The following is a 20,769-nucleotide window of genomic DNA, read 5'->3' on the forward strand; positions in this document are numbered from 1 at the left end:
CCTCGTCACGCAGCCTGGAGTCGTCGTCCCGGGTCCCCGACGAAGGTGACCGTCTCGTCGAGCGGTGCGCGGCCCGTGCGGGGCTGCTTCACCGTGACGTCCTCGTAGCCGATCGACAGACCGCAGAAGAGGACGAGCCCCTCGGGGGGCGACAGGACCTCGGCGACGGTCTTGCGGTAGACCGACCAGGCCATCTGCGGGCAGCTGTGCAGCCCCTCGGCGCGCAGCAGCAGCATGACGGTCTGCAGGTACATGCCGACGTCGGCCCATTGGGGCGGGCCCATGTCGGCGTCGATGTAGCAGAACAGGGCGGCGGGGGCGCCGAAGCACTGCCAGTTGGCGGCGGCCGCCCGCTGGCGAGCCTCCCAGTCGTCGCGCTCCACGCCGAGCGCGCCGTAGCGCTCCCGGCCGAAGGCAGATCGACGCTCGTGGTACGGCGACTTCAGCTCGGACGGATACATCGGGTACTCGCGCTCGTCCCACGCGTCGCCGGTGGCCACGCGTTCGCCCGCGCGCTTCTTGAGCTCGGCCAGGGGGGCGCCGGTGAGCACGTAGACGTGCCACGGCTGGAGGTTCGACCCGGAGGGTGACCAGGCCGCGGCGGCCAGCACCCGCTCCAGCACCTCTCTCGGGACCTGCCTTCCGGTGAATCCGCGCACCGCCCGCCGGCTGGTGACTGCCTCGTAGACGTTCACGATCACACCTCCCCCTCCGCGTATCTAATTCGTTACATACACGACAGTATCACACGTGATGGTATCGATCGATACTATTTCGGAGAGTGTGAGGAAGGCTACTCCGGCGGGTAGGCGACCCGGGCCAGCAGGTCCTTGAGCTGCTCGGCCTCACCGGGCTCCAGGCCGGCGACCAGCTCCTCGGCCAGCGGCCCGGCCGCCAGCTGTGCCGCGTCGAAGAGCTCGACGCCCTTCGAGGTGATCTCCACGGCCCGCACCCGCCGGTCGCCGGGAACGGCCTTGCGCACGGCCAGCTCCATGCGTTCCAGGTCGTCGACGACCCGCATGATCCCGGCCTTGTCCGACCCCGTCGCCACCGCCAGGTCCCGCTGCACGGTGGCCCCGCGCTCGACCAGCACGATCAGCACGGCGAAGTGCCGCAGCTCGATGCCCAGAGGGCGGAACGCCTCGGACATCACCGTGACCGCCCGCCAGTGCGCCTGCCGCAGCAGCAGGCCGAGGGCGAACGGACCGGAGGAGGGACTGTCAGTGCTCATGAAACAATATTAGCCGAAACATTCTCATTCGATACTATTTCGCGGGCACCACGACCGTGCCCACGGCCGTCGTCACCACGAGAGGCGGGTCGAGCACCTCGCTCGCCGACGGCGAGAGATCGGGCCGGGCCCGGCAGACCACCCGGGCCTCGAAGGCCAGCGTCCGGCTGCGGGTGCCGACCCGGGTCACCTCGGCCGTCACCTCGATCACGTCGCCCGCGACGACCGGGGCCCGGAACTGCACGTCCTGATACGACGCGAACAGCCCCTCGTCGCCGTCCATCCTGATGCACACCTCGGTCGCCACGTCGCCGAACAGGCCCAGCACGTAGGCGCCGTCGACCAGCGAGCCGCCGTAGTGGGCGTGGGAGGCCGGCACGTAGCGCCGGTGGGTGACCTTCATTCGCGCACCAGCGCGTGGACGAGGTAGCTCGCCACCTCACCCGGGGTGGTGCCCTTGCCGAAGATCCGGTCGACGCCCAGGTCCGACGGGGTCACCGTATCGAAGCGGGGACCGCCCACGACCAGCAGCGGGCGGCCGAGACCGCCCGTCAGGGAGGTCGGGTAGGCCTCGGTGAAGGCGGCGGCCATCTGCTTGGTGTTGTGGATGTGGGCGCTCTTCTGGGTCACCACCTGGGAGACGAGCACCGCGTCGGCGTCCACCGCCTTCGCCCGCGCCACGAGGTCGTCGACGGCCACCTGGGCGCCCATGTTGTGGACCTCGATCTCCCGGTAGTACTCCAGGCCCTTCTCCCCCGCGAACCCCTTCACGTTGAGGATCGCGTCGATGCCGACCGTGTGGGCGTCGGTGCCGATGCAGGCGCCGACCACGACCAGCCGCCGGCCGAGGACGCTCTGCACGGCGGCGTTGACCTGGGCCGGGGGCAGCAGCTCGAACTCCCGCCCCTCGGGGACCTCGATGCCCGCGTAGTCGATCAGGTGCGTCGCCTTGCCGTACACGATGAAGAAGGTGAAGTCGGGGCCCATCGCCTTGCTGTGCACGACGCTCGCCGGGTCGAGGCCCATCTTCCCGGCCAGCTGGAGCGCCGCCAGCTCGGCCCGGGGGCCGTGCGGGACCGGCAGGGTGAAGCTGACCTGGATCATCGCGTCGCCGGTCGTGTCGCCGTACGGGCGGATGATCTGTTTCATCGTCTCGACGGTCACGGGGCCGCCTCCAGGATCTCGGTCGCGGGGTTCACGTAGCCGTCGGCCTTCTCGACCACGCCGTCGAGGCCCCTGCCCCGGTCGGCGGGCCGCTTGGTCACGCCGAAGACGCCGTCGGCGATGGCGTCGAGCAGGCCGTCGTCGGCGACCCGGTGCAGCAGGTCGACGGTCTCCGACAGCACCCGCGCGGCCCGCTCGCGGATGAAGGGGCCGGGGGTGAAGTCCTCCGACAGGTCCCCGGCCGCGCGGCGGACGTACCGGACGTTCTCCAGCGCGAGGTCGCGGTCGGAGAGCCAGGGGGTGTGGATGCCCTCGGTCATCATGCCGACGAGGATGATCGACTGGCCGGTCATCACCCCGGCCAGGTTGAAGAACGCGTCGAGCAGGTACCCGGCGAAGATGTTGCCGGTCATGTGCTTGGTCGGCGGCATGTACTTCAGCGGCGCGGCCGGGAAGAGCTCCCGCACGAGCTGCGCGTGGGCCAGCTCCAGGCGGAACGAGTCGGGGATCTGCGGGTTGATCTCGAAGGCGTGGCCGAGGCCGAGCTGCCGGTCGGCCAGGCCCGCCTCGTGGCCGAAGCGCTCGTTCAGCAGCTGCGAGGCGACGACGGTGTGGGCGGCGTCGATCGCGTCGGCCGTGGTCAGGTAGTTGTCCTCCCCGGTGTTGATGACGATCCCGGCCCGCGCGTGGATCTGGCGGGAGAACCGCTGGTCGACGAAGGTCCGGCGGGGGTTGATGTCGCGGAAGATGATGCCGTACATGCAGTCGTTCAGCATCATGTCGAGCCGTTCGAGCCCGGCCAGCGCGGCGATCTCGGGCATGCACAGGCCGCTGGCGTAGTTGGTCAGCCTGACATAGCGGCCCAGTTCCCCCGACACCTCGTCGAGGGCGGCCCGCATGAGGCGGAAGTTCTCCTGGGTCGCGTACGTCCCGGCGTACCCCTGGCGGGTCGCGCCCTCCGGCACGTAGTCGAGCAGCGACTGCCCGGTCGAGCGGATGACCGCGATGACGTCGGCGCCCTCGCGGGCGGCGGCCTGGGCCTGCGGGATGTCCTCGTGGATGTCGCCGGTCGCGACGATCAGGTAGATCCAGGGCTTCTCGGGGTCGCCGTGCCGGGCGAGCAGCCGGTCGCGGTCGGCGCGGTTGCGGTCGATCCGGGCGATACCCGCGCCGACCGCCTCGCGGGCCCGCGCCAGCGCCCGGTCGCGCTCGGCGCCCGTCGGCAGCCCGAACTTCAGGGAGCGCCAGTTCCCGGCCGCGAAGAAGGGCAGCGCGACACCGTGCTCCAGGCCCACCTGGTCGCGTACGGCGTCCACGATCCGGTTGACCCACGGGATCCCGTCGGCGTCGGCGCCGGTGACGCCCGCGAGCCGGAGCACGGCCCGTTCGACCGAGACCGTCGTGTGCGTGCGGGCCATCTCGATGACCGGCTCGGCGGCACGGGCGGCCAGGTCGCGCGCCTTGCGCACCACGGCGGGGTCGAGGCCGAGCTTCATCGCAGCCGCTCCTCGAACACGGCCCGGACGCCGGGTTCCTCCCGCAGCAGCGTCAGCGCCAGGTCCGCGTGACCGGGGGCGTAGCCGTTGCCGATCAGCATCGTGACGTCGGCCCCGAGCCCCTCCGCGCCCAGCGCGGCGGCGGAGAACGAGGTCGCCATCGAGAAGAAGACCACCGTCCCGCCGTCGCGGGTGGCCAGGATCGCGGCGTGCTCGCAGCCGGGCACGTCCACGCAGACGACCGTGACGTCGGCTTTCAGGTCCGACAGGGCGACGGCGTCGCGGGCGTCGGCGATCACCACCTCGTCGGCCAGGCCCTCGATCGCGGCGGCCTCCCGCTCGTCGAGGACCACGCCGACGGCCCGGCCCCCGGCGCGACGGGCGGCGGCCAGCGAGAGCGAGCCGCTCTTCCCGGCCGCCCCGAGCACGGCCACCACGGGATTCCGGCGCTGCCGGACGACGCGCTCGGTCAGCGCGGGCGCGCCGCAGACGTCCATGACCGCCAGCGCCAGCGGAACCGGCACGTCGGCGGGCAGCTCCGCCGCCACCGACCGTTCGAAGAGGATCGCGTGGCCGTCGCACGGGATCTGCTCCGAGCGCCCGTCCCAGCTCGTCGAGGTGACGACCAGCGGGGTCAGGGTCAGGGAGACGAGCGTGGCCACCCGGGTTCCGGCCGGGAAGGCCGGGCCCTCCTCGACCACGCCGACCAGCATGCCACCCGACCCGGTGACCGGGTTGTGCATCTTGCCCCGGCTGCGGATGATCTCCAGCACCTCGCCGCGCACCGCCGCGCCGTCGCCGTGGTGCTTCTCGCGCAGCTGCCGGTACGACGCCGCGTCGAGGTTCAGCCGTTCGACCCGGAGCCGGGTCTCCCCCGGCCACAGGCCCGGCGAGGCGTCGAGCCGCCGGGCCGCCTGAGGGAGCACGCCCGGTGGCGACAGCACCCGATGCAGCCCGATCGGAGAGGCCGTCGGCAATGGTCCCACCACCCTTCCCTGAGTCTCGACTCAGGAAAGCATCTTGTCCCGCCCCGGAACAAGGGGGCAATATCCGGGTATGTCCAGCACCCTCATCACCGTGGCCCCGACCGGAGCCGAATCGGCCAAGGCCGACGTGCCCGCCCTGCCGGTGACCCTCGGCGAACTGGTCGCCACGGCCAGGGCCTGCGAGGCGGCGGGGGCGGCGGTGGTCCACGTCCACATCAGGGACGCCGCGGCCAGGCCCACGCTCGACCTGGGGCTGCTCAGGGAGACGGTCGCCGCGCTGCGGGAGACCGATCTGGTCGTCCAGCTCTCCACCGGCGGGTCGGTGCACGACCCGTACGCCGACCGGCTCAAGGTCCTGGACGCCGCCCCCGACGCCTGCTCCCTCACCTGCGGCACCGTGAACTTCGGCAACGACGTCTTCATGAACCCCTGGGGGTTCGTGGCCGAGCTCTACCAGGAGACCCAGGCCAGGGGGATCGCGCCGGAGTTCGAGCTGTTCGACCTCGGCCACGTCGCCACCATGAACCGCCTGCTCGACCGCTACGGCCCGCCCTCGGGCGGGCGGGTCCACTGCGACCTGGTCATGGGCGTTCCCGGCGGCTTCACCGGCGACCTGCGCACGGTCGCCGCGGCGGTCGGCCAACTGCCGGCGGAGGCCACCTGGTCGGCGACCGGGATCGGCCGCACGTCGCTCCCCGTGCTGTTCGCCGCCCTCGCCGGCGGCGGCCACCTGCGGGTCGGCATGGAGGACACCCTCACCTACGCCAAGGGCCGCCCGGTACGCGGCAACGAGGAACTCGTCGCCCGCGCGGCCGACGCGGCCCGGCTGGCCCAGCGCCCCCCGATGACCACCACCGAGGCCCGCGCCTTCCTGGGGATCAGACCCGCTCCGGCTCCCGGTCCGACGGCGTCGCCAGCTCCGTGACGGTACGCCGCGTCCGCAGCAGCAGGTAGGCCGCGCCCGCGCCTCCGGTCAGCGCCATCAGCAGCGCCACCACGCCCAGCACGCTCCAGTCGCCCTTGACCCCGATGGTGTCGATGTCGCTCGCGCACACCTCGGGCCGCGTCGGGTTCTCCAGGTAGACGCAGGCCGTGGCGGCGACGGCGTCGGACGGACGCCCGCCGTCGGCCCGCCCGCTCAGCCGGAACGTGCTCGTGCCGGTCGGCAGCAGCGCCTCCCAGCCGGCGTAGTTCGTCGACAGGGTCGCGCCCTCGGCGCGCAGGTTCGCCAGGCCCGGCGGGAACGCGATCCGGACGTCGGCCTGCACCGGCCGGGGCTCCCGGTTGACCACCTGGACCGTGTATTCGACCCGGCCCGACAGCTCGGTCACGCCGTTCTCGATGGTGATGGAGACACCGCCGGAGAGCAACGCGGTGAGAACGAGCGGAACGATCATGATTCCTCCCGGCGACGGTTACACGACGTCACCAACAATCGCAGCCGGTGACGGATCGTGGGCGGAAAAGGCGCGCCGCGTTGAAGCCGATCCGCGACCGGGTTGAGGATGAGACATGACCTTTCAGGACGAGCTGGAAAAGCTGCGCCGATCCATCCACCGGGAGCCCGAGATCGGCCTCGATCTGCCACGGACGCAGGAGAAGGTGCTGGCCGCCCTCGACGGGCTGCCCCTGGAGGTCACCACCGGCGAGAAACTCACCTCCGTCACCGCCGTGCTGCGCGGCGGCCGGAGCGAGGGGAAGAGCGTCCTGCTGCGGGCCGACATGGACGCCCTCCCGATCCAGGAGCGCGTCCCGGTCGACTACCGGTCGGCCGTCGACGGCGCGATGCACGCCTGCGGCCACGACCTGCACACCGCCATGCTCGTCGGCGCCGCCCGGCTGCTCTCCGAACGCCGCGACCAGCTGACCGGCGACGTCGTGTTCATGTTCCAGCCCGGGGAAGAGGGCCACGAGGGCGCCAAACTCATGATCGACGAGGGCGTCCTGGACGCCTCCGGCAGCCGCGTCGTCGCCGCGTACGGCATGCACGTGTTCTCGGCCATCGTGCCGAGCGGCTGGTTCGTCACCAAGCCCGGCCCGATCCTGGCCGCCGCCGACACCTTCAACGTGACCGTGCGCGGCCGGGGCGGCCACGGATCCACGCCCCACCGGGCCCTCGACCCGGTCCAGGTGGGCTGCGAGATCGTGAGCCAGCTGCAGACGTACACGACCCGGGCCTTCGACGTGTTCGACCCGGTGGTGATCACCGTCGGTCAGTTCCACGCCGGCACCGCCGACAACGTGATCCCCGACGAGGCCTACTTCCAGGCGACCATCCGCGCCTTCTCCGCCGAGACCCGCGCCAAGGTCAAGGAAGGGGTGGTCCGGCTGGCCACGGGCATCGCCGAGGCCCATGGCCTGCGCGCCGAGTGCACCTTCGGGATCGGCTACCCGGTGACGGTCAACGACGCCGCCGAGGCCGCGTTCGCCGAGGAGGTCGTGCCGGAGATCGTGGGGGCCGACCGCTATCTGACGATGCCGCGCCCGGCCACCGGGTCGGAGGACTTCTCATTCGTCCTCGACGAGGTGCCGGGCGCGTTCCTCGTGCTGGGCGCCCACGCGAAGGGGGCCGACCCGGCGACCTGCGCGACCAACCACTCCCCCGAGACCGAGTTCGACGACTCGGTCATGGCCGACGGGTCACGCGTGCTGGCCGCCCTCGCGGAGCGGCGCCTACTTAGGGTTTAGGAAGTTCAGCCCGTATTCGACCATGTCGAAGCCGAGCGTCAGCTTCAGGCACCCCCACACGATCGCGAACGCCACCGCGAAGGTCAGCACCCCGGCGATGATCCGCACCGCCCAGTTCTGCCGCTTCAGCCAGTCGGTGGCGATCGTGACGTAACGCTTGGCGAACTCCAGCACCCGGTGGGCCCAGCTGAACTCGGTCGCCAGCAGCGCCAGCCCGGCGAACACGACCAGCCACCCCGGCCCCGGGAACGGCACCATGATGAGCCCGCCGATCACCATGGCCCCGCCGATCGTGCCGACCACGATCTTCAGGGTCAGAGCGCCCGTGCGGGTCGCGCGGAAACGGTCGAGCCGTCCCCTGATTCCACTGTTGTCCACCGCGACCGGCGTCTTCGGATCGACGTCGGGATCGGTGGGCCCGGCCATAGCCATATAGGTGTCACCCCCACGGCCAGCATAACCAGAGCGCTTGCAGCGGACTTTCCGTCAGATGGACCATTTGGGCTGATCCCTGGGTCGTAGACGACATGTCGGTCTACGACCCAGGGACAGGGCTTTCAGGCCGGTGTGCAGGTGACGGCGGGGATGGGGTTGGTCCCCGACTGGCTGGCGTTGAAGCCGAACGTGGTCGTGCCGTTCGGGTTCAGGTTGCCGTTGTAGCCGGCGTTCACGACCGTCTGCTGCGCGCCGCTCGCGGAGTGGACGCCGTTCCAGAGCTGGGTGACGGTCTGACCGTTGGCCCAGGTCCAGCGGACGGTCCAGCCGGTGATCGCGCTGGTGCCGCTGTTCCTGACGGTCACACTGGCGCCGAACCCGCCGGGCCACGGGTTCGTGATCGTGTACGTCGCCACGCACGCCTTACCGGGACTGGGAGACGGGGACGGCGACGGACTCGGGGAAGGCGAAGGCGAAGGTGAAGGCGACGGGCTGGGGCTGGGGCTGGGGCTCGCCGACGGGGAGGGGGACGGCGAGGGAGACGGCGACGGGGTGGGGCCGGTGCGGTCGGCGTACAGGATGCCTCTGCCGTTGGTGCCCAGGTAGACGCGGCCCCAGATCCGAGGATCGCCCGTGATGGCCTCGCCGATGTTGCCGTACTGGTGCTGGTCGTCGTTGATGCGGACCCACGTCGCGCCGGTGTCGTCGGAGCGGAAGACGCCGCGCACGCCGTCGATCTTCGCGACCAGGAAGATCGCCATGTACGACTGCCCGGGGGCCGCCTTGCCGAAGCCGACGTTGTCCGACTCCTCCACGTTGGAGATCTTCGTGAACGACGTCCCGGAGTTGGTCGACCGCCACAGGCCCGCGCCGCCCGCCAGCCAGATGTCGCCCTCGCGCCCGGGAACCGCCTTGAACCGCGCCGTCGCGGGCAGGCCGGTCGCCGCGGAGGCGGTGAAGGTCTGGCCGCCGTTGGTGGAGACGTAGAAGCGGCCGTTGCTGAAGGCGTAGAACTTCTGCGGGTTCACCCGGTCCGATTCGACCCTCGCGCCCGACGGCACGCCGCTGGACGTCGCCCACGAGTTGCCGTACCCGACCGAGTAGACGACCGAAGCCCCGCTGTCGCCGGGAGCCCAGACGAACCGGCTGCCGTCGGCGGCCGCCGCGACGGTGCCGCCGTTGTTGATCCCGCCGGGTTCCTGGCCCTGGAACCAGTTGGCGCCGCCGTCGGTGGAGAAGGCGACGTGGTTGTCGCCGGGGCGGTCGGCCTCGGTGAAGTTGCCCACGCGGACCATCGTCGAGGGGTTGAGCTCGGCGTAGTCGAGCGAGGTCGTCGAGGTGAAGTTGGGCTGCAGGAACATCATCGGCGGCACGGCGTCGAGGTTGGTGTGCCGGAAGCCGCCGATGTCGCCCAGGCCGGAGATCAGCGGGGCCGCGCCGGTCGGCGGGCTGATCAGGTCGAGGACGGCGGTCTCCTCCAGGCCCTTGACCATCGGCTTGATGGTGAGCTGGCCGCCGGTGTCCCACAGTTTCAGGTCGGTCGAACCGTAGATGGTGGCGCCGGTGCCGTACATGAAGCGGTTGCCGTCGAAGGGGTCGATCTCCAGCGACTCGGTCATCCAGCCCAGCTTGGGCGTGACCTCCGGGGGCTGCGGGTTGGCTCCCCAGCTGAGCCACGGCGCGGAGCTGATGTCCATCTTGTAGCGGAAACTACGGTTCGGGTACGAGGTGAAGTCCCAGATCCGCGTCCAGGTGGCCCCGGAGTCGGTCGACCGCCAGAAGATCACGTCGGGCCACCAGGAGATCTGCGTGGCCACCATGATCGTGCTCGGGTTGGTCCGGTCGATGGTCAGGCCGGAGTAGCCGAAGTAGGCGTCGCCGCTGCTCGACGGGATCGGCGAGATCTGCGTCCACGTGCCGGTCGCGGTGGCGTAGCGCCAGACGTCGCCCTTGGCCCCCGAGTAGGGCCCGGCGGTGTCGGAGGTGGCGAGGTAGAGGTAGCCGTTGACGTGGTCGAGCACGCCCTTGTGCGCGATGTAGCCGGTGGGGGTGCCGGGGAGGCGCTCCCACGTGGTGCCGCCGTTGGTCGTCCGGTAGACGGTGTTGGCCTTGTCGGCCACGCCGACGTAGATCGTCTGGGTGGCGCTGCCGGACGTGCCGGTGCGCTTGTCGAAGGTCACCCACACGACGCCGGGCTGGTGGCTGGTGTAGCCGTTGGGGTCACTCGGGTCGTCGCTGTAGTTCCCGGCGTTCGGGAAGCTGGTGACCTTGGCCCAGGTCGCGCCGTAGTCGGTGCTCCGCCACAGGCCGTTGCCCATCGGCGCGCCCAGGTAGAGCGTGGAGTTGCGGTTGGGGTCGACGGCGAGCCGCTCCCCCATGCCCCGGCCGGGCATGTTGCCGCCCATCTTGAACGGCAGCGGGGTGACCGACCACGAGTCGCCCTTGTCGCTCGACCTGAGGATGGCCCCGTTGTTGGGGTCCCAGGAGTTGGTGTACATGCCGACGGCGGCGTACACCCGGTTGGTCTGCACGGGGTCGGTCGCGATGCTGTCGACGCCGTTGTAACCCCAGTTCGTGAAGCCGACCCAGTCGAGCAGCGGCTTCCACGACGAGCCCGACTGGTCCCAGCGGTACATCCCGCCGATGTCGGTCCGGGCGTAGATGAGGTTGCGCTCGGTCGGGTTGAACACGATGCCCGGGACGAATCCGCCGCCGTCGATCCGCACGTTCTTGTACGTGTACGGATCCGAGGCGACCGCCCCCGCGGGGGCCATCCGCACCACCGCCGCGACCAGGGCCAGGGCGAGGATCGCGAGCATGCTGACGATCTTTCTTCGCATGGACGGTTTCTCCTCCGTGAATGGATAACCGGCCATGCACGATCGGGTGGGGACCCTGACCGTCCGCCGCGCGCGTGCATGGTACTTGGTTTGATTACCAAACCAACTATCTCAGGTCCGGGCCGCTGCGACAATGAGAGAGGACCACGACCCATCACCGAGGCGGAGCACCCCATGACCGGCACGGCCAGACTCATCACGATCGTCGGAAACCCCGTGCTGCACACCCCGTGCCGCCCGGTCGTGAAGTTCGACGACGAGCTAGCCCTGCTGGCCGACGACATGTTCGCGAGCATGTACGCCGCCGAGGGCGTCGGCCTGGCCGCCAACCAGATCGGCGTGGCCCTGCGGATCTTCGTCTACGACTGCCCCGACGCCGACGAGGTCTACCAGAAGGGCGTGGTCGTCAACCCGACCCTGGAGCTGCCCGACCCCGACGACCAGGTCTTCGACGTCGGCGGCGAGGGCTGCCTGTCGGTGCCCGGCCCACGCGCCGGGCTCGGCCGCCCCGATGTGGCCACCGTCCACGGCTTCGACCTCACCGGCGCGGCGATCAGCGTGACCGGCACGGGCGTGCTGGCCCGCTGCTTCCAGCACGAGACCGACCACCTCAACGGCATCCTCTACATCGACCACCTCTCGGAGGAGGCGCGCGAGGCGGTGATGGAGGAGTTCCGCGAACTCCAGAAAGACGAGTCGTGAACTGGGACCCCGACTGGGACCGTGAGGCCGCCACCTTCGACGACGAGCCCGACCACGGCCTGCGCGACCCGGCCGTGAGAGCGGCCTGGGCCGGCCGCCTGGCGGCCTGGCTCCCGCCCGCGCCCGCCGACGTCTTCGACGCGGGCTGCGGCACGGGCTCCCTGACCCTGCTCACAGCGGAAATGGGTCACCGGCCGGTCGGCGTCGACCGGTCGGCCGAGATGGTGAAGCGGGCCCGCCGCAAGCTGGCCGAGGCCGGGTACACGCCCGAGATCATGGTCGGCGACGCCGACGACCCGCCGGGCCACTTCGACGTCGTCCTCTGCCGCCACCTCCTGTGGGTCTTCGACGACCCGGCAGCCGTGCTGCGCGGGTGGGTCGCGAGCCTGCGCCCCGACGGCCGCCTCGTCCTGGTCGAGGGCCGCTGGGGCGCTGCCGGGATAAGGGCCGAGGACCTGGTCGGCATGGTCCGGCCCCTGGTCAGGGAGGTCACGGTCGAGCCGCTGCCCGACCCCGCGTTGTGGGGCCGGCCGATCCACGACGAGAGATACGCCGTGGTCGCCCTCCCCTAGCGGCCGTCGATAGAACATAATTCGGTACATGACGAGAGCATTGGTTCTGGGCGGCGGGGGCATCGCCGGCATCGCCTGGGAAGCGGGGATTGTCACCGGCCTGCGCCGCGAGGGCGTCGATCTGGGGGCCGCCGACACGATCATCGGCACGTCCGCCGGTTCCGTCGTCGGCACCCTCATCGCCACCGGCGCCGACCTGGAGCAGGCCGTCGCGCGGCAGAGCACGTCCGACCACGGGCCCCGCCCCGCCGTCGACATGGCGCCGGTCATGCAGGCGTTCGGGATTCTCTTCGATCCCAGCATCGACCCGAAGGAGGCCCGCCGGAGGGTCGGCGAGCTCGCCCTGGCCCTCCCCGTGGTCGACGGCATGGCCCGGATCGAGTCGCTCGGCGACCGGCTCCCGGTGAAGGTGTGGCCCGAGCGCGACCTCCAGGTCACCGCCGTCGACGCCGCCACCGGCCAGTTCGTCGTCTGGACCCGCGAGTCGGGCGTCGAGCTCACCCTGGCCGTCGCCTCCAGTTGCGCCGTCCCGTGCGTCTACCCGCCGGTCGAGATCAACGGGGCCCGCTACATGGACGGCGGCGTCCGCAGCGGCACCAACGCCGACCTGGCCAGGGGCGCCGACACGGTCGTCGTGCTCGAACCGCTCACCGGCATGGTCCCGCCCGAGCGCCTGGCCCGGGAGCTGAAGAAGACCGGCGCGTCGAGCACCGTGTCGATCGGCCCCGACGAGGCGGCCAAGGCCGTGTTCGGCAGCAACGTCCTCGACCCGGGCCTGTGGGCCCCCGCCTTCAAGGCCGGCCTCGCCCAGGCGCCCTCGGTCGCCGCGGGGGTCGGCGAGGTCTGGGACTGAGAGCCTCTTTTCCGGCAAGTATGAGGCGCATGAGCAACCCGACTGACGGCGACATCCGCGAGATCAACCGCAAGACGATCGAGGAGTTCCGCGCCCACAAGGGCGGTGGCCCCTTCGAGGGCCGCGCCCTGCTGATCCTGACCACCCGTGGCCGCGTCACGGGCCGCCCCCACACGACCCCGATGATGTACGTCCTGGAGGGCGACCACCTCCTGGTCATGGCCTCGGCCGCGGGCGCCCCGGAGGACCCGGAGTGGTTCCGCAACCTCCTCAAGACCCCGGAGGTCACCGTCGAGGTCGGCGACCAGGTCTACATCGCCACGGCCCGCCCGACGGAAGGGGCCGAGTACGACGCGCTGTGGTCGCAGATCAAGAAGAACTTCCCGTTCTTCTCCGAACACGAGAAGGCGGCCGGCCGCAAGATCCCGGTCGTCGCACTGGAACGCAACTGAACAGGATTCAAAGGCTCCCCTCACGGCGGGGGAGCCATTGTCGTCTACGCACCGCCGGACAGGATCTCGCCAATCGTGTAGCACCAATAACGAAGTTCAGTGTCATATGGCGCATGGACTAGAATCCGCCCATGGCCGACGGCGAGAGACCATCCGATCCACGGGTCAAGCGATGGCTACATCTATTGAAGCAGCGCGCAACGATCCAGATCGATTCCGTGAAGATAATCGAGTCGAATGTCTTCGAGCCACAGGTCATCTCATTCGACCGGGCGACCGCCATTGTCGGCTATCACGGAACCGGCAAGACGGTCCTCGCACGTATGCTCGAGGTCGCCTTCGGCTACCGCTCGCCAGGCCACACGCCTCCCTTGTTCGTCAATCATGATTCCGACATGGAAGTCAATGGCATTTTAACGGGAATCATCGATGTCACGCTGTCCACCGGCGCGACGAAGACGACCAGAACCATCGACCTGTCGTGGGGAGGAGGTCAACGGCGACAGGCGTGGGGTGAACAAATCCCGCACACCTGGGATGTGACATACGCAAGCGCCGTGACGGCCTTCGATGATCTGGTCTTGATGTATCAAGAATATCCACGCATCACGAAGTTCACGAGCGAGGAATTCCCACCCTTCAGTCTCAGCCGCGCCGACCTGAACGGCATCAAGAACATACTTGGCCGTCACTACGAAAGCGTAGTGGTCAACCCCGTCGTCGTCAGCGGGACGAAGGACAGCCCCTTGGACTACTGTCCCTATGTCGTGGCCGAGACGCCATACGGCACCGTCGACTCCGGCAAGATGAGCTTGGGCGAGATCTGGGTGCACTTCGTACTCAATTGGGTCATGCGCCAGGAGGGCAGCGCTTTCGTCATCGACGAACCCGAGAGTTTCCTGTCCAACCTCGGGCAGAGACCTTTTATCGACGAGATGGCGAGAAGCGCGCTGGCAAGCGACAGCCAGTTCATCGTGGCGACCCACTCCGAGCAGATCCTGAGCCGCTTCCCCCTCGACAACATCAGGATGTGCGTGAGAACGGACGGCAAGGTGAGAGTCATCGCCCCTACCTCTCGCACACAAATTCGTGATGCCGTGGGTGTCGACACTCCACTACGCGCATTCGTCCTCGTCGAAGACGATTTCGCCGCCCTCCTGCTCCGCGCCATGTGCGCCGAAATCGCCCCCTGGGTGCTACGCGAGGCCGAAGTCATCGCTTCGGGAGGCGCTGCCGAAGTGGTCGCCGCTCTGCGTGCGTTCAGAACATCGTCCCGCATCGGCTCCATCGCCATCCTTGACGGTGACCAACGGCAATCATCGGTCACCAAGAAGGCTGCACCGGGGTTGTTCTACTTCCCCGGAACAGGCGATCCCGAGCAAGAACTCCTGAATGCAGTCGAGGCGGGCGGAGCAACCGTCGCAAAACTACTCGGCCGACCAAGTGGAGACATCGTCGCGGCACTGACGTCAACCGCCCACCTGGATCACCAATATCAATTGCGGGCGTTCTCAGAACGCCTCGGCCTGCAATTCGACTTCGTCATTCAGATGCTGGTGCGCCTCTGGATGCGTAAGCCTGGGGTCAGACGCCAAGCGCAGAGCATAGCGACCGCACTGGAAGACGCGACATCCGGCATGTGATCGACTTATCGATCGGACTGCGGCGCGCGTGACACGGTGAACTCCCGGGGTAGCGGGGGGCCGTGCTCGCTCTTGCTCCCCAGGACCTCCGCCTGGATGTCAACGCGCTGGACTACCTGATCCTGGCGCTCTACTTCGCCGTCGTGGTGGGCATCGGATTCGCCGCCCGCCGCGCCATCCGCTCCTCCAGCGACTTCTTCCTCGCCGGGCGTGCCCTGCCCGCGTGGATCACGGGTCTCGCGTTCGTCTCCGCCAACCTCGGGGCGATCGAGATTCTTGGCATGGCCGCCAACGGAGCCCAGTACGGCCTCATGACCGTGCACTACTACTGGATCGGCGCCATTCCGGCCATGGTGTTCCTCGGCATCGTGATGATGCCGTTCTACTACCGGTCGAAGGTGCACAGCGTGCCGGAGTTCCTCCGGCGCAGGTTCAATCCGGCCACGCAGCTGTTCAACGCCATCGCCTTCGCCGTCGCGCAGGTGCTGATCGCGGGGATCAACCTCTACGCGCTGGCGCTCGTGATGGAGGCGCTGCTCGGCTGGCCCCTCTGGCTGTCGGTGATCGTGTCGGCGGCGATCGTGCTGGCGTACATCACCCTGGGTGGCCTTTCCTCGGCCATCTACAACGAGGTCATGCAGTTCTTCGTGATCATCGCGGGGCTGGTCCCGGTGGTCGTGCTGGGGCTGATCCGGGTCGGCGGGTTCGAGGGGCTCGGGCAGAAGGTGCGGGAGAGCGTGCTCGGCGACGGGGCGCTGCACACCTGGTCGAACACCGCGACGACCGACAACCCGCTCGGGGCCAACTGGATCGGGATCGTGTTCGGGCTCGGGTTCGTGCTGTCGTTCGGTTACTGGACGACCAACTTCGCCGAGGTGCAGCGCGGGCTGTCAGCGCGGAACACCAACGCGGCGCGGCTGACGCCGATCGTGGCGGCCTATCCGAAGCTGCTGATCCCGGTCGTCACCGTGATCCCGGGCCTGATCGCCCTGGTGCTCTTCTCGAACCTCGGCAAGGACGGCGGGCCCGAGTACAACTACGCGATCCCGCTGCTCATGAACGAGTTCCTGCCCAACGGCGTGCTCGGCGTCGCGGTCACGGGCCTGCTCGCCTCGTTCATGGCCGGCATGGCGGCCAACATCTCGGGGTTCAACACCGTGTTCACGTATGACATCTGGAAGGGTCACGTGAACGGGGAGAAGTCCGACGAGTTCTATGTACGACTGGGGCGCATCGCCACCATCGGCGGTGTGGTCGCCGGGATCGGCACCGCGTTCATCGCGGCCGGGTTCTCGAACATCATGAACTACCTCCAGGCGCTGTTCGCCTTCTTCAACGCGCCCCTGTTCGCGACGTTCATCATCGGCCTGTTCTGGAAGCGGATGACCCCGTGGGCCGGCTTCTGGGGCATCATCGCGGGCACCCTGGCGGCGTTCGCGGTCTACATCCCCTACCGCGCCGGGATCCTGGACCTCGGCACCGACCTCAACGCCTCGTTCGTCGCGGCGGGCGCCGCGTTCCTGGTCGACGCGGTCATCTCGGTCGTGATCACGCTGGTCACCACGCCCAAGCCGGAGGAAGAGCTCCGGGGTCTGGTGTACGGCCTGACCGACGTCGACCTCAAGGACGACTCCATCGCCGGGGACAAGGCGTGGTACCGCTCCCCCGTGATCCTCGGCTCCGGCGCGCTGGTCCTGGCCGCCGCCTTCTACCTGCCTTTCCTGTAAGGAGGACGCGATGCTGTTCGACATCCGCCGCATCCTGGGCGGCCTGTTCGCCGTCTACGGCGTGATCCTGGTCGTCGTCGGCCTCCTCGACGGGGCCGAGGAGATCGCCAAGGCCGAGGGGGTGCGGATCAACCTGTGGACCGGGATCGGGATGCTGGTGCTGGCCGCGATCTTCCTGGTGTGGGAGCGGCTGCGGCCCAAGGACGTGCCCGACCCCTCCGACGACGCCTCAGGTGATGCCTAGCTCCGCGCACATCGACTTCATGGTGGCCGGGTTGCAGACCTCGTTGACCGTCCAGAAGCCGTCCTTGACCACGGTGTCCTTGATCGTCTCCCGGGTCACCACGATCGCCTTGGTGATCATGGCGGGGATGTCCTGCTTGGTGTCGTTGCCGACCGTGCTGGTGCCCCGGATCGGCCGTCCGGCGCCCAGGTCGACGGCCAGCTGGGCGGCGTTCTGGGCCTCGGGCTGGATCGGCTTGTAGATGGTCATGGTCTGGGTGCCGACCATGATGCGGTGGATGGCGTCCAGGTCGGCGTCCATGCCGGTCAGCGGGGTGTCGGGGGGCAGGCCCGAGTCGCGGATGGACGAGGCGGCGCCGCCGGCGAGGCCGTCGTTGGCGGCGTACACGCCGATGATGTTGGTGGGGCCCAGGCGGTCCATGGCCATCTCGGACTCTCGTTCGGCCTCTTCGGGGCTCCAGCCGGGGGTGTCGTACTCGGCGCCGATGCGGACCCGCCCGTCCAGGGCCGAGTGGGCGCCGGCCTTGAACTCGGCGGAGTTGGGGTCGGTGATCGGGCCGTTGAGCATGATGATCTCGCCCTTGCGGCCGCGCGCCCTGATGGCGTCGACCAGGGCCTGGCCCTGCAGCCGGCCGACCTCGAAGTTGTCGAAGGAGGTGTAGGCCTCGATGGCGCCCTCGGCGAGGCGGTCGTACGAGACGATCCTGACGGCCCGTGCGGCGGCGCTGTCGACCGAGGGCTGGATGCCACGGGCGTCCACGGGGGTCAGGATGACGGTCTTGATCCCCTGGGCGGTCAGCTGGTCGAGCTGGCGGCGCTGCGCGACGGGGTCGCCCTCGGCGTTGACCGAGACGATCTCGCAGTTGGGGCAGAGCTGGGCGACCGACGAGGTGATGTACGGACGGTCGAACTTCTCCCAGCGGGGGGTCGTCTGGTCGGGGAGCATCAGCCCGATCTTGAACCCGCGCGCGATGATCTCGGCTGGACCCACCGCCCTGGGCTTCTCAGACCCACAGGCGGCCACGCCGACAACCAGCGCCAGCGCGAGAAAGGTCCTCACTCATGCCCCCCGTTCGTCTGGGGAGGCCTACCCTGCTCGTTGCCGGGGGGTAACGGCGGCGACGGAGTCTTGATGGACCTTTTCCGACATGACTAGTCAGAATGTGTGACAAATCATCATTGCTGGAGTTATTCGGGGGTCATACCTTCGCGTTATGGACCTGGAGCTCCGCCACCTCAGAATCGTGCGTATGGTCGCCGAGACCGGCAGCGTCACCAAGGCGGCCAGTGCGCTCGGGCTCGCCCAGCCCGCGCTCACCGCGCAGTTGAAGCGGATCGAACGGGCACTCGGGGGCACCCTGTTCGAGCGGGACCACACCGGTTCCCGCCCCACCCCGCTGGGGGAGCTGGTGCTCGCCCGCGCACAGGTGCTGCTGCCCGCCGTGCAGCAGCTGCAGGAGGAGGCCGCCCGGCTCGCCAACGGCGAACCCGACGGCCGCCGCTACCGGATCGGCGCCGCCAACGGGCCGATCCTGGGCGGCCTGGTCGACCGGCTGGCCGCCGCCGAGCCCGGCGCCGTGATCACCACCGCCACGTCGTGGTCGACCGGGGAGCTGGCCACCAAGGTGATGCTCGGCCGGCTCGACTTCGCCCTCATCGGGGTCTGCGGCGACTCCCGGCCGCTCGGCGACGAGGCGCTGTCGTGGGCCCTGGTCGCCAACGACCCGGTGTTCGTGCTGGTCGCCGAGTCGCATCCGCTGGCCGGGGAACGGGAGGTCGAGCTCGGCGACTTCGCCAGGGAGCAGTGGGCGGTCACCCCCGGCGACGGCTGCTTCGGCGAGTGCTTCGCCGTCGCCGCGTCGCGGTCGGGGTTCGCCCCCGAGGCGATCTACGAGACCGACGTCGCCACCTGCCTGCACCTCGTGCGGGTCGGCCGCGCCGTGGCGCTGTGCCAGGCCACGTTCCGCCGGAGCGAGGGGATGGTCGCCTTACCCCTGCGCGGGGCGCCGCTGCGCTGGCGGCAGCTGCTCGGCTGGCATCCGGAGACCCCCGCCGCCCAGTCGGCGCCGGCCGTGGTCAGCCACGCCAAGTTCTCCCATCTGGACGCCGTCAGGCAGAGCACCCCCTACTCCAACTGGCTGGCCCGGAACCCGGGATACGGCACCATGCCATAACCGGCCCATAACACGGTGATAGGGGGCAAACGACGGCTCCTCTGGGGCGTGCCTGGAGATTACGTTCAGGGCACTCCCAGCCCCCAAGGAGAATCGATGCGCAGCAGGCACATCCTGAGCGCGGCGAGCGCCCTCACCATGGGCGTCGCCCTCGTCCTGTCCTCCGCCCCGGCCGCCGTCGCGGCGCCGGCGAAACCGGCACCGTCGATGTTGGAGGCCCTCCAGCGCGACCTCAACCTCTCCGCCGAGCAGGCCCAGCTCCGCCTCGTCAACGAGGCCCGGCTCGGCAAGCTCGAGGGCAAGGTCCGCACCGACCTCGGCGCCGCCTTCGGCGGGTCGTGGCTCAGCGGTGACACCGCGAACTCGCTGACGGTCGCGACCTCGGACGCCTCCAAGGTCGGCGTCATCGAGGCCGGCGGCGTCAAGGCGCAGGTCGTGACCCGGTCGTTGGGCGACCTGACCGCGCTCAAAGACAAGCTCGACGCCGCCACGGCCCCGCAGACCGTGCCCGTCTACTACGTCGACGTGAAGTCGAACTCGGTCGTCGTCGAGACCCGCGACCAGGCCGCCGCCGAGGCGTTCGTGGCCGCCGCCGGGGTCGACAAGGCGGCCGTGACCTTCGTCGCGTCCAGCGAGCAGCCGGTCCCCTACTACAACCTGCGCGGCGGCGACGCCTACTACATCAACAACTCGGGCCGCTGCTCCATCGGCTTCTCGGTCACCCGCGGCACCACCCCCGGCTTCGTCACCGCGGGCCACTGCGGCACGACCGGCAGCTCGACCCAGGGCTACAACCGGGTCGCGCAGGGCACCTTCCAGGGCTCCTCGTTCCCGGGCAACGACTACGCCTGGGTCGCGGTGAACTCCAACTGGGTCCCGACCGCGACGGTGGCCGGCACCTCCGCCACCGTGTCGGGTTCGACGGCGCAGGTCGTCGGCGGCTCGATCTGCCGCTCGGGCTCCACCACCGGCTGGCACTGCGGCACCGTCCAGCAGATCGGCACGTCGGTCACCTACCCGCAGGGCACCGTCTCGGGCGTGACCCGCACCAACGTCTGCGCCGAGCCCGGCGACTCGGGCGGCTCGTGGATCTCCGGCACCCAGGCCCAGGGCGTCACCTCCGGCGGTAGCGGCAACTGCTCCGTCGGCGGCACCACCTACTTCCAGCCGGTCAACGAGATCCTCTCGGTCTACGGCCTGACCCTGACCACCACGGGCACCCCGCCCGGCGGCGGCACCTGCAGCGGCTACGCCAGCACCACCACCGGCTCGGTCAGCAGCGGCGGCAACGCCTACAGCGCCCAGTTCACCGCCAACGCGGGCACCCACCGCCTGTGCCTCGACGGCCCGAACGGCGTCGACTTCGACCTCTACCTGCAGCGCCTGAGCGGCTCGACCTGGACCAACGTGGCCAGCGGCACCAGCTCCGGCCCGGACGAGACCGTCACCTACAACGGATCCGCGGGCACCTACCGGTACCGCGTCCACGGCTACAGCGGCTCGGGCAGCTTCACCCTCGCCTACACCCGCCCGTAGAAAGTAAAACTTTCTGCCGATTCAGCA

The 20,769-nt window shown here is 69.6% G+C and carries 21 protein-coding genes; 11 read left to right on the forward strand and 10 right to left on the reverse strand.

The features are described 5' to 3' along the window. Positions 1–5: 5 nt before the first annotated feature. The 6 genes from FDA94_RS31740 to kdd all read right to left on the reverse strand — a co-directional run bounded on the left by FDA94_RS31740 (position 6) and on the right by kdd (position 4,877). Positions 6–695, reverse strand: coding sequence for a nitroreductase (locus tag FDA94_RS31740; protein WP_137250749.1), 690 nt, complete (start codon positions 693–695; stop codon positions 6–8). A 98-nt stretch (positions 696–793) separates the two neighbouring features. Continuing rightward, complete coding sequence (locus FDA94_RS31745; protein ID WP_137250750.1) at positions 794–1,231, reverse strand: MarR family winged helix-turn-helix transcriptional regulator; 438 nt, start codon at positions 1,229–1,231, stop codon at positions 794–796. A gap of 34 nt (positions 1,232–1,265) precedes the next feature. Continuing rightward, on the reverse strand, positions 1,266–1,634 hold the full coding sequence (gene kal, locus FDA94_RS31750) for a 3-aminobutyryl-CoA ammonia lyase (protein ID WP_137250751.1): 369 nt from the start codon (positions 1,632–1,634) through the stop codon (positions 1,266–1,268). Then, the gene (gene kamE / locus FDA94_RS31755) at positions 1,631–2,380 is read right to left on the reverse strand and encodes a lysine 5,6-aminomutase subunit beta (protein ID WP_212735595.1); all 750 of its coding nucleotides are present in this window, start codon (positions 2,378–2,380) and stop codon (positions 1,631–1,633) included. Before kamE ends, kal begins: the two co-directional genes overlap by 4 nt. Before the next feature lie 11 nt (positions 2,381–2,391). Continuing rightward, positions 2,392–3,891, reverse strand: coding sequence for a lysine 5,6-aminomutase subunit alpha (kamD, locus tag FDA94_RS31760; protein ID WP_137250753.1), 1,500 nt, complete (start codon positions 3,889–3,891; stop codon positions 2,392–2,394). Continuing rightward, positions 3,888–4,877 (reverse strand): L-erythro-3,5-diaminohexanoate dehydrogenase, encoded by a 990-nt coding sequence (gene kdd, locus FDA94_RS31765; RefSeq protein WP_246060257.1) that lies wholly within the window; start codon positions 4,875–4,877, stop codon positions 3,888–3,890. Before kdd ends, kamD begins: the two co-directional genes overlap by 4 nt. 70 nt (positions 4,878–4,947) lie before the next feature. Here kdd and FDA94_RS31770 point away from each other — a divergent pair, with 70 nt between their 5' ends. Further along, on the forward strand, positions 4,948–5,802 hold the full coding sequence (locus tag FDA94_RS31770) for a beta-keto acid cleavage family enzyme (protein ID WP_137250754.1): 855 nt from the start codon (positions 4,948–4,950) through the stop codon (positions 5,800–5,802). Here FDA94_RS31770 and FDA94_RS31775 read toward each other — a convergent pair. Next, complete coding sequence (locus tag FDA94_RS31775; RefSeq protein WP_137250755.1) at positions 5,756–6,274, reverse strand: hypothetical protein; 519 nt, start codon at positions 6,272–6,274, stop codon at positions 5,756–5,758. The two genes, FDA94_RS31770 and FDA94_RS31775, sit on opposite strands and share 47 nt — an antisense overlap. Before the next feature lie 115 nt (positions 6,275–6,389). Here FDA94_RS31775 and FDA94_RS31780 point away from each other — a divergent pair, with 115 nt between their 5' ends. After that, the gene (locus FDA94_RS31780; protein WP_137250756.1) at positions 6,390–7,565 is read left to right on the forward strand and encodes a M20 metallopeptidase family protein; all 1,176 of its coding nucleotides are present in this window, start codon (positions 6,390–6,392) and stop codon (positions 7,563–7,565) included. Here FDA94_RS31780 and FDA94_RS31785 read toward each other — a convergent pair. Together FDA94_RS31785 and FDA94_RS31790 are read right to left on the reverse strand one after the other, a co-directional pair. Next, on the reverse strand, positions 7,551–7,997 hold the full coding sequence (locus tag FDA94_RS31785) for a TIGR02611 family protein (RefSeq protein WP_137250757.1): 447 nt from the start codon (positions 7,995–7,997) through the stop codon (positions 7,551–7,553). The genes FDA94_RS31780 and FDA94_RS31785 overlap by 15 nt on opposite strands. Before the next feature lie 125 nt (positions 7,998–8,122). After that, entirely contained in the window at positions 8,123–10,840 is a 2,718-nt protein-coding gene (locus tag FDA94_RS31790) for a cellulose-binding domain-containing protein (RefSeq protein ID WP_137250758.1), read from the reverse strand. A 174-nt stretch (positions 10,841–11,014) separates the two neighbouring features. Between FDA94_RS31790 and def the strand changes: the two genes are divergently transcribed. The 7 genes from def to FDA94_RS31825 all read left to right on the forward strand — a co-directional run bounded on the left by def (position 11,015) and on the right by FDA94_RS31825 (position 17,033). Continuing rightward, entirely contained in the window at positions 11,015–11,542 is a 528-nt protein-coding gene (def, locus tag FDA94_RS31795; protein WP_137250759.1) for a peptide deformylase, read from the forward strand. Then, positions 11,539–12,114 (forward strand): class I SAM-dependent methyltransferase, encoded by a 576-nt coding sequence (locus FDA94_RS31800; protein WP_137250760.1) that lies wholly within the window; start codon positions 11,539–11,541, stop codon positions 12,112–12,114. Before def ends, FDA94_RS31800 begins: the two co-directional genes overlap by 4 nt. A gap of 28 nt (positions 12,115–12,142) precedes the next feature. Continuing rightward, entirely contained in the window at positions 12,143–12,967 is an 825-nt protein-coding gene (locus FDA94_RS31805; RefSeq protein ID WP_137250761.1) for a patatin-like phospholipase family protein, read from the forward strand. 29 nt (positions 12,968–12,996) lie between these two features. Further along, positions 12,997–13,419: a nitroreductase/quinone reductase family protein gene (locus FDA94_RS31810; protein WP_137250762.1), complete on the forward strand. Its 423-nt coding sequence runs from the start codon at positions 12,997–12,999 to the stop codon at positions 13,417–13,419. A 131-nt stretch (positions 13,420–13,550) separates the two neighbouring features. Continuing rightward, positions 13,551–15,062, forward strand: coding sequence for a hypothetical protein (locus tag FDA94_RS31815; RefSeq protein ID WP_137250763.1), 1,512 nt, complete (start codon positions 13,551–13,553; stop codon positions 15,060–15,062). Between the two features lie 62 nt (positions 15,063–15,124). Beyond that, positions 15,125–16,789, forward strand: coding sequence for a sodium:solute symporter family protein (locus FDA94_RS31820; protein ID WP_137250764.1), 1,665 nt, complete (start codon positions 15,125–15,127; stop codon positions 16,787–16,789). A 10-nt stretch (positions 16,790–16,799) separates the two neighbouring features. Then, positions 16,800–17,033, forward strand: coding sequence for a hypothetical protein (locus FDA94_RS31825; protein ID WP_137250765.1), 234 nt, complete (start codon positions 16,800–16,802; stop codon positions 17,031–17,033). On the opposite strand, the gene FDA94_RS31830 is transcribed toward FDA94_RS31825, so the two are convergent. Continuing rightward, positions 17,019–18,092, reverse strand: coding sequence for a sugar ABC transporter substrate-binding protein (locus FDA94_RS31830; protein ID WP_137250766.1), 1,074 nt, complete (start codon positions 18,090–18,092; stop codon positions 17,019–17,021). The genes FDA94_RS31825 and FDA94_RS31830 overlap by 15 nt on opposite strands. Positions 18,093–18,246: 154 nt before the next feature. Here FDA94_RS31830 and FDA94_RS31835 point away from each other — a divergent pair, with 154 nt between their 5' ends. Beyond that, the gene (locus tag FDA94_RS31835; protein ID WP_137250767.1) at positions 18,247–19,206 is read left to right on the forward strand and encodes a LysR family transcriptional regulator; all 960 of its coding nucleotides are present in this window, start codon (positions 18,247–18,249) and stop codon (positions 19,204–19,206) included. A gap of 96 nt (positions 19,207–19,302) precedes the next feature. Continuing rightward, positions 19,303–20,742: a S1 family peptidase gene (locus FDA94_RS31840; protein ID WP_137250768.1), complete on the forward strand. Its 1,440-nt coding sequence runs from the start codon at positions 19,303–19,305 to the stop codon at positions 20,740–20,742. Positions 20,743–20,769 lie beyond the last annotated feature (27 nt).

The organism is Herbidospora galbida (assembly GCF_005233835.1).
GTDB classification, from domain to species: Bacteria; Actinomycetota; Actinomycetes; order Streptosporangiales; family Streptosporangiaceae; genus Herbidospora; species Herbidospora galbida.

Coding starts and splice junctions, on each gene's coding strand:
- def (WP_137250759.1), top strand. CDS start 11,015: ATGACCGGCACGGCCAGACTCATCACGATCGTCGGAAACCCCGTGCTG.
- FDA94_RS31815 (WP_137250763.1), top strand. CDS start 13,551: ATGGCCGACGGCGAGAGACCATCCGATCCACGGGTCAAGCGATGGCTA.
- FDA94_RS31840 (WP_137250768.1), top strand. CDS start 19,303: ATGCGCAGCAGGCACATCCTGAGCGCGGCGAGCGCCCTCACCATGGGC.
- FDA94_RS31780 (WP_137250756.1), top strand. CDS start 6,390: ATGACCTTTCAGGACGAGCTGGAAAAGCTGCGCCGATCCATCCACCGG.
- kamE (WP_212735595.1), bottom strand. CDS start 2,380: ATGAAACAGATCATCCGCCCGTACGGCGACACGACCGGCGACGCGATG.
- FDA94_RS31810 (WP_137250762.1), top strand. CDS start 12,997: ATGAGCAACCCGACTGACGGCGACATCCGCGAGATCAACCGCAAGACG.
- kal (WP_137250751.1), bottom strand. CDS start 1,634: ATGAAGGTCACCCACCGGCGCTACGTGCCGGCCTCCCACGCCCACTAC.
- FDA94_RS31775 (WP_137250755.1), bottom strand. CDS start 6,274: ATGATCGTTCCGCTCGTTCTCACCGCGTTGCTCTCCGGCGGTGTCTCC.
- kamD (WP_137250753.1), bottom strand. CDS start 3,891: ATGAAGCTCGGCCTCGACCCCGCCGTGGTGCGCAAGGCGCGCGACCTG.
- FDA94_RS31745 (WP_137250750.1), bottom strand. CDS start 1,231: ATGAGCACTGACAGTCCCTCCTCCGGTCCGTTCGCCCTCGGCCTGCTG.
- FDA94_RS31790 (WP_137250758.1), bottom strand. CDS start 10,840: ATGCGAAGAAAGATCGTCAGCATGCTCGCGATCCTCGCCCTGGCCCTG.
- FDA94_RS31770 (WP_137250754.1), top strand. CDS start 4,948: ATGTCCAGCACCCTCATCACCGTGGCCCCGACCGGAGCCGAATCGGCC.
- FDA94_RS31835 (WP_137250767.1), top strand. CDS start 18,247: ATGGACCTGGAGCTCCGCCACCTCAGAATCGTGCGTATGGTCGCCGAG.
- FDA94_RS31825 (WP_137250765.1), top strand. CDS start 16,800: ATGCTGTTCGACATCCGCCGCATCCTGGGCGGCCTGTTCGCCGTCTAC.
- FDA94_RS31785 (WP_137250757.1), bottom strand. CDS start 7,997: ATGGCTATGGCCGGGCCCACCGATCCCGACGTCGATCCGAAGACGCCG.
- FDA94_RS31805 (WP_137250761.1), top strand. CDS start 12,143: ATGACGAGAGCATTGGTTCTGGGCGGCGGGGGCATCGCCGGCATCGCC.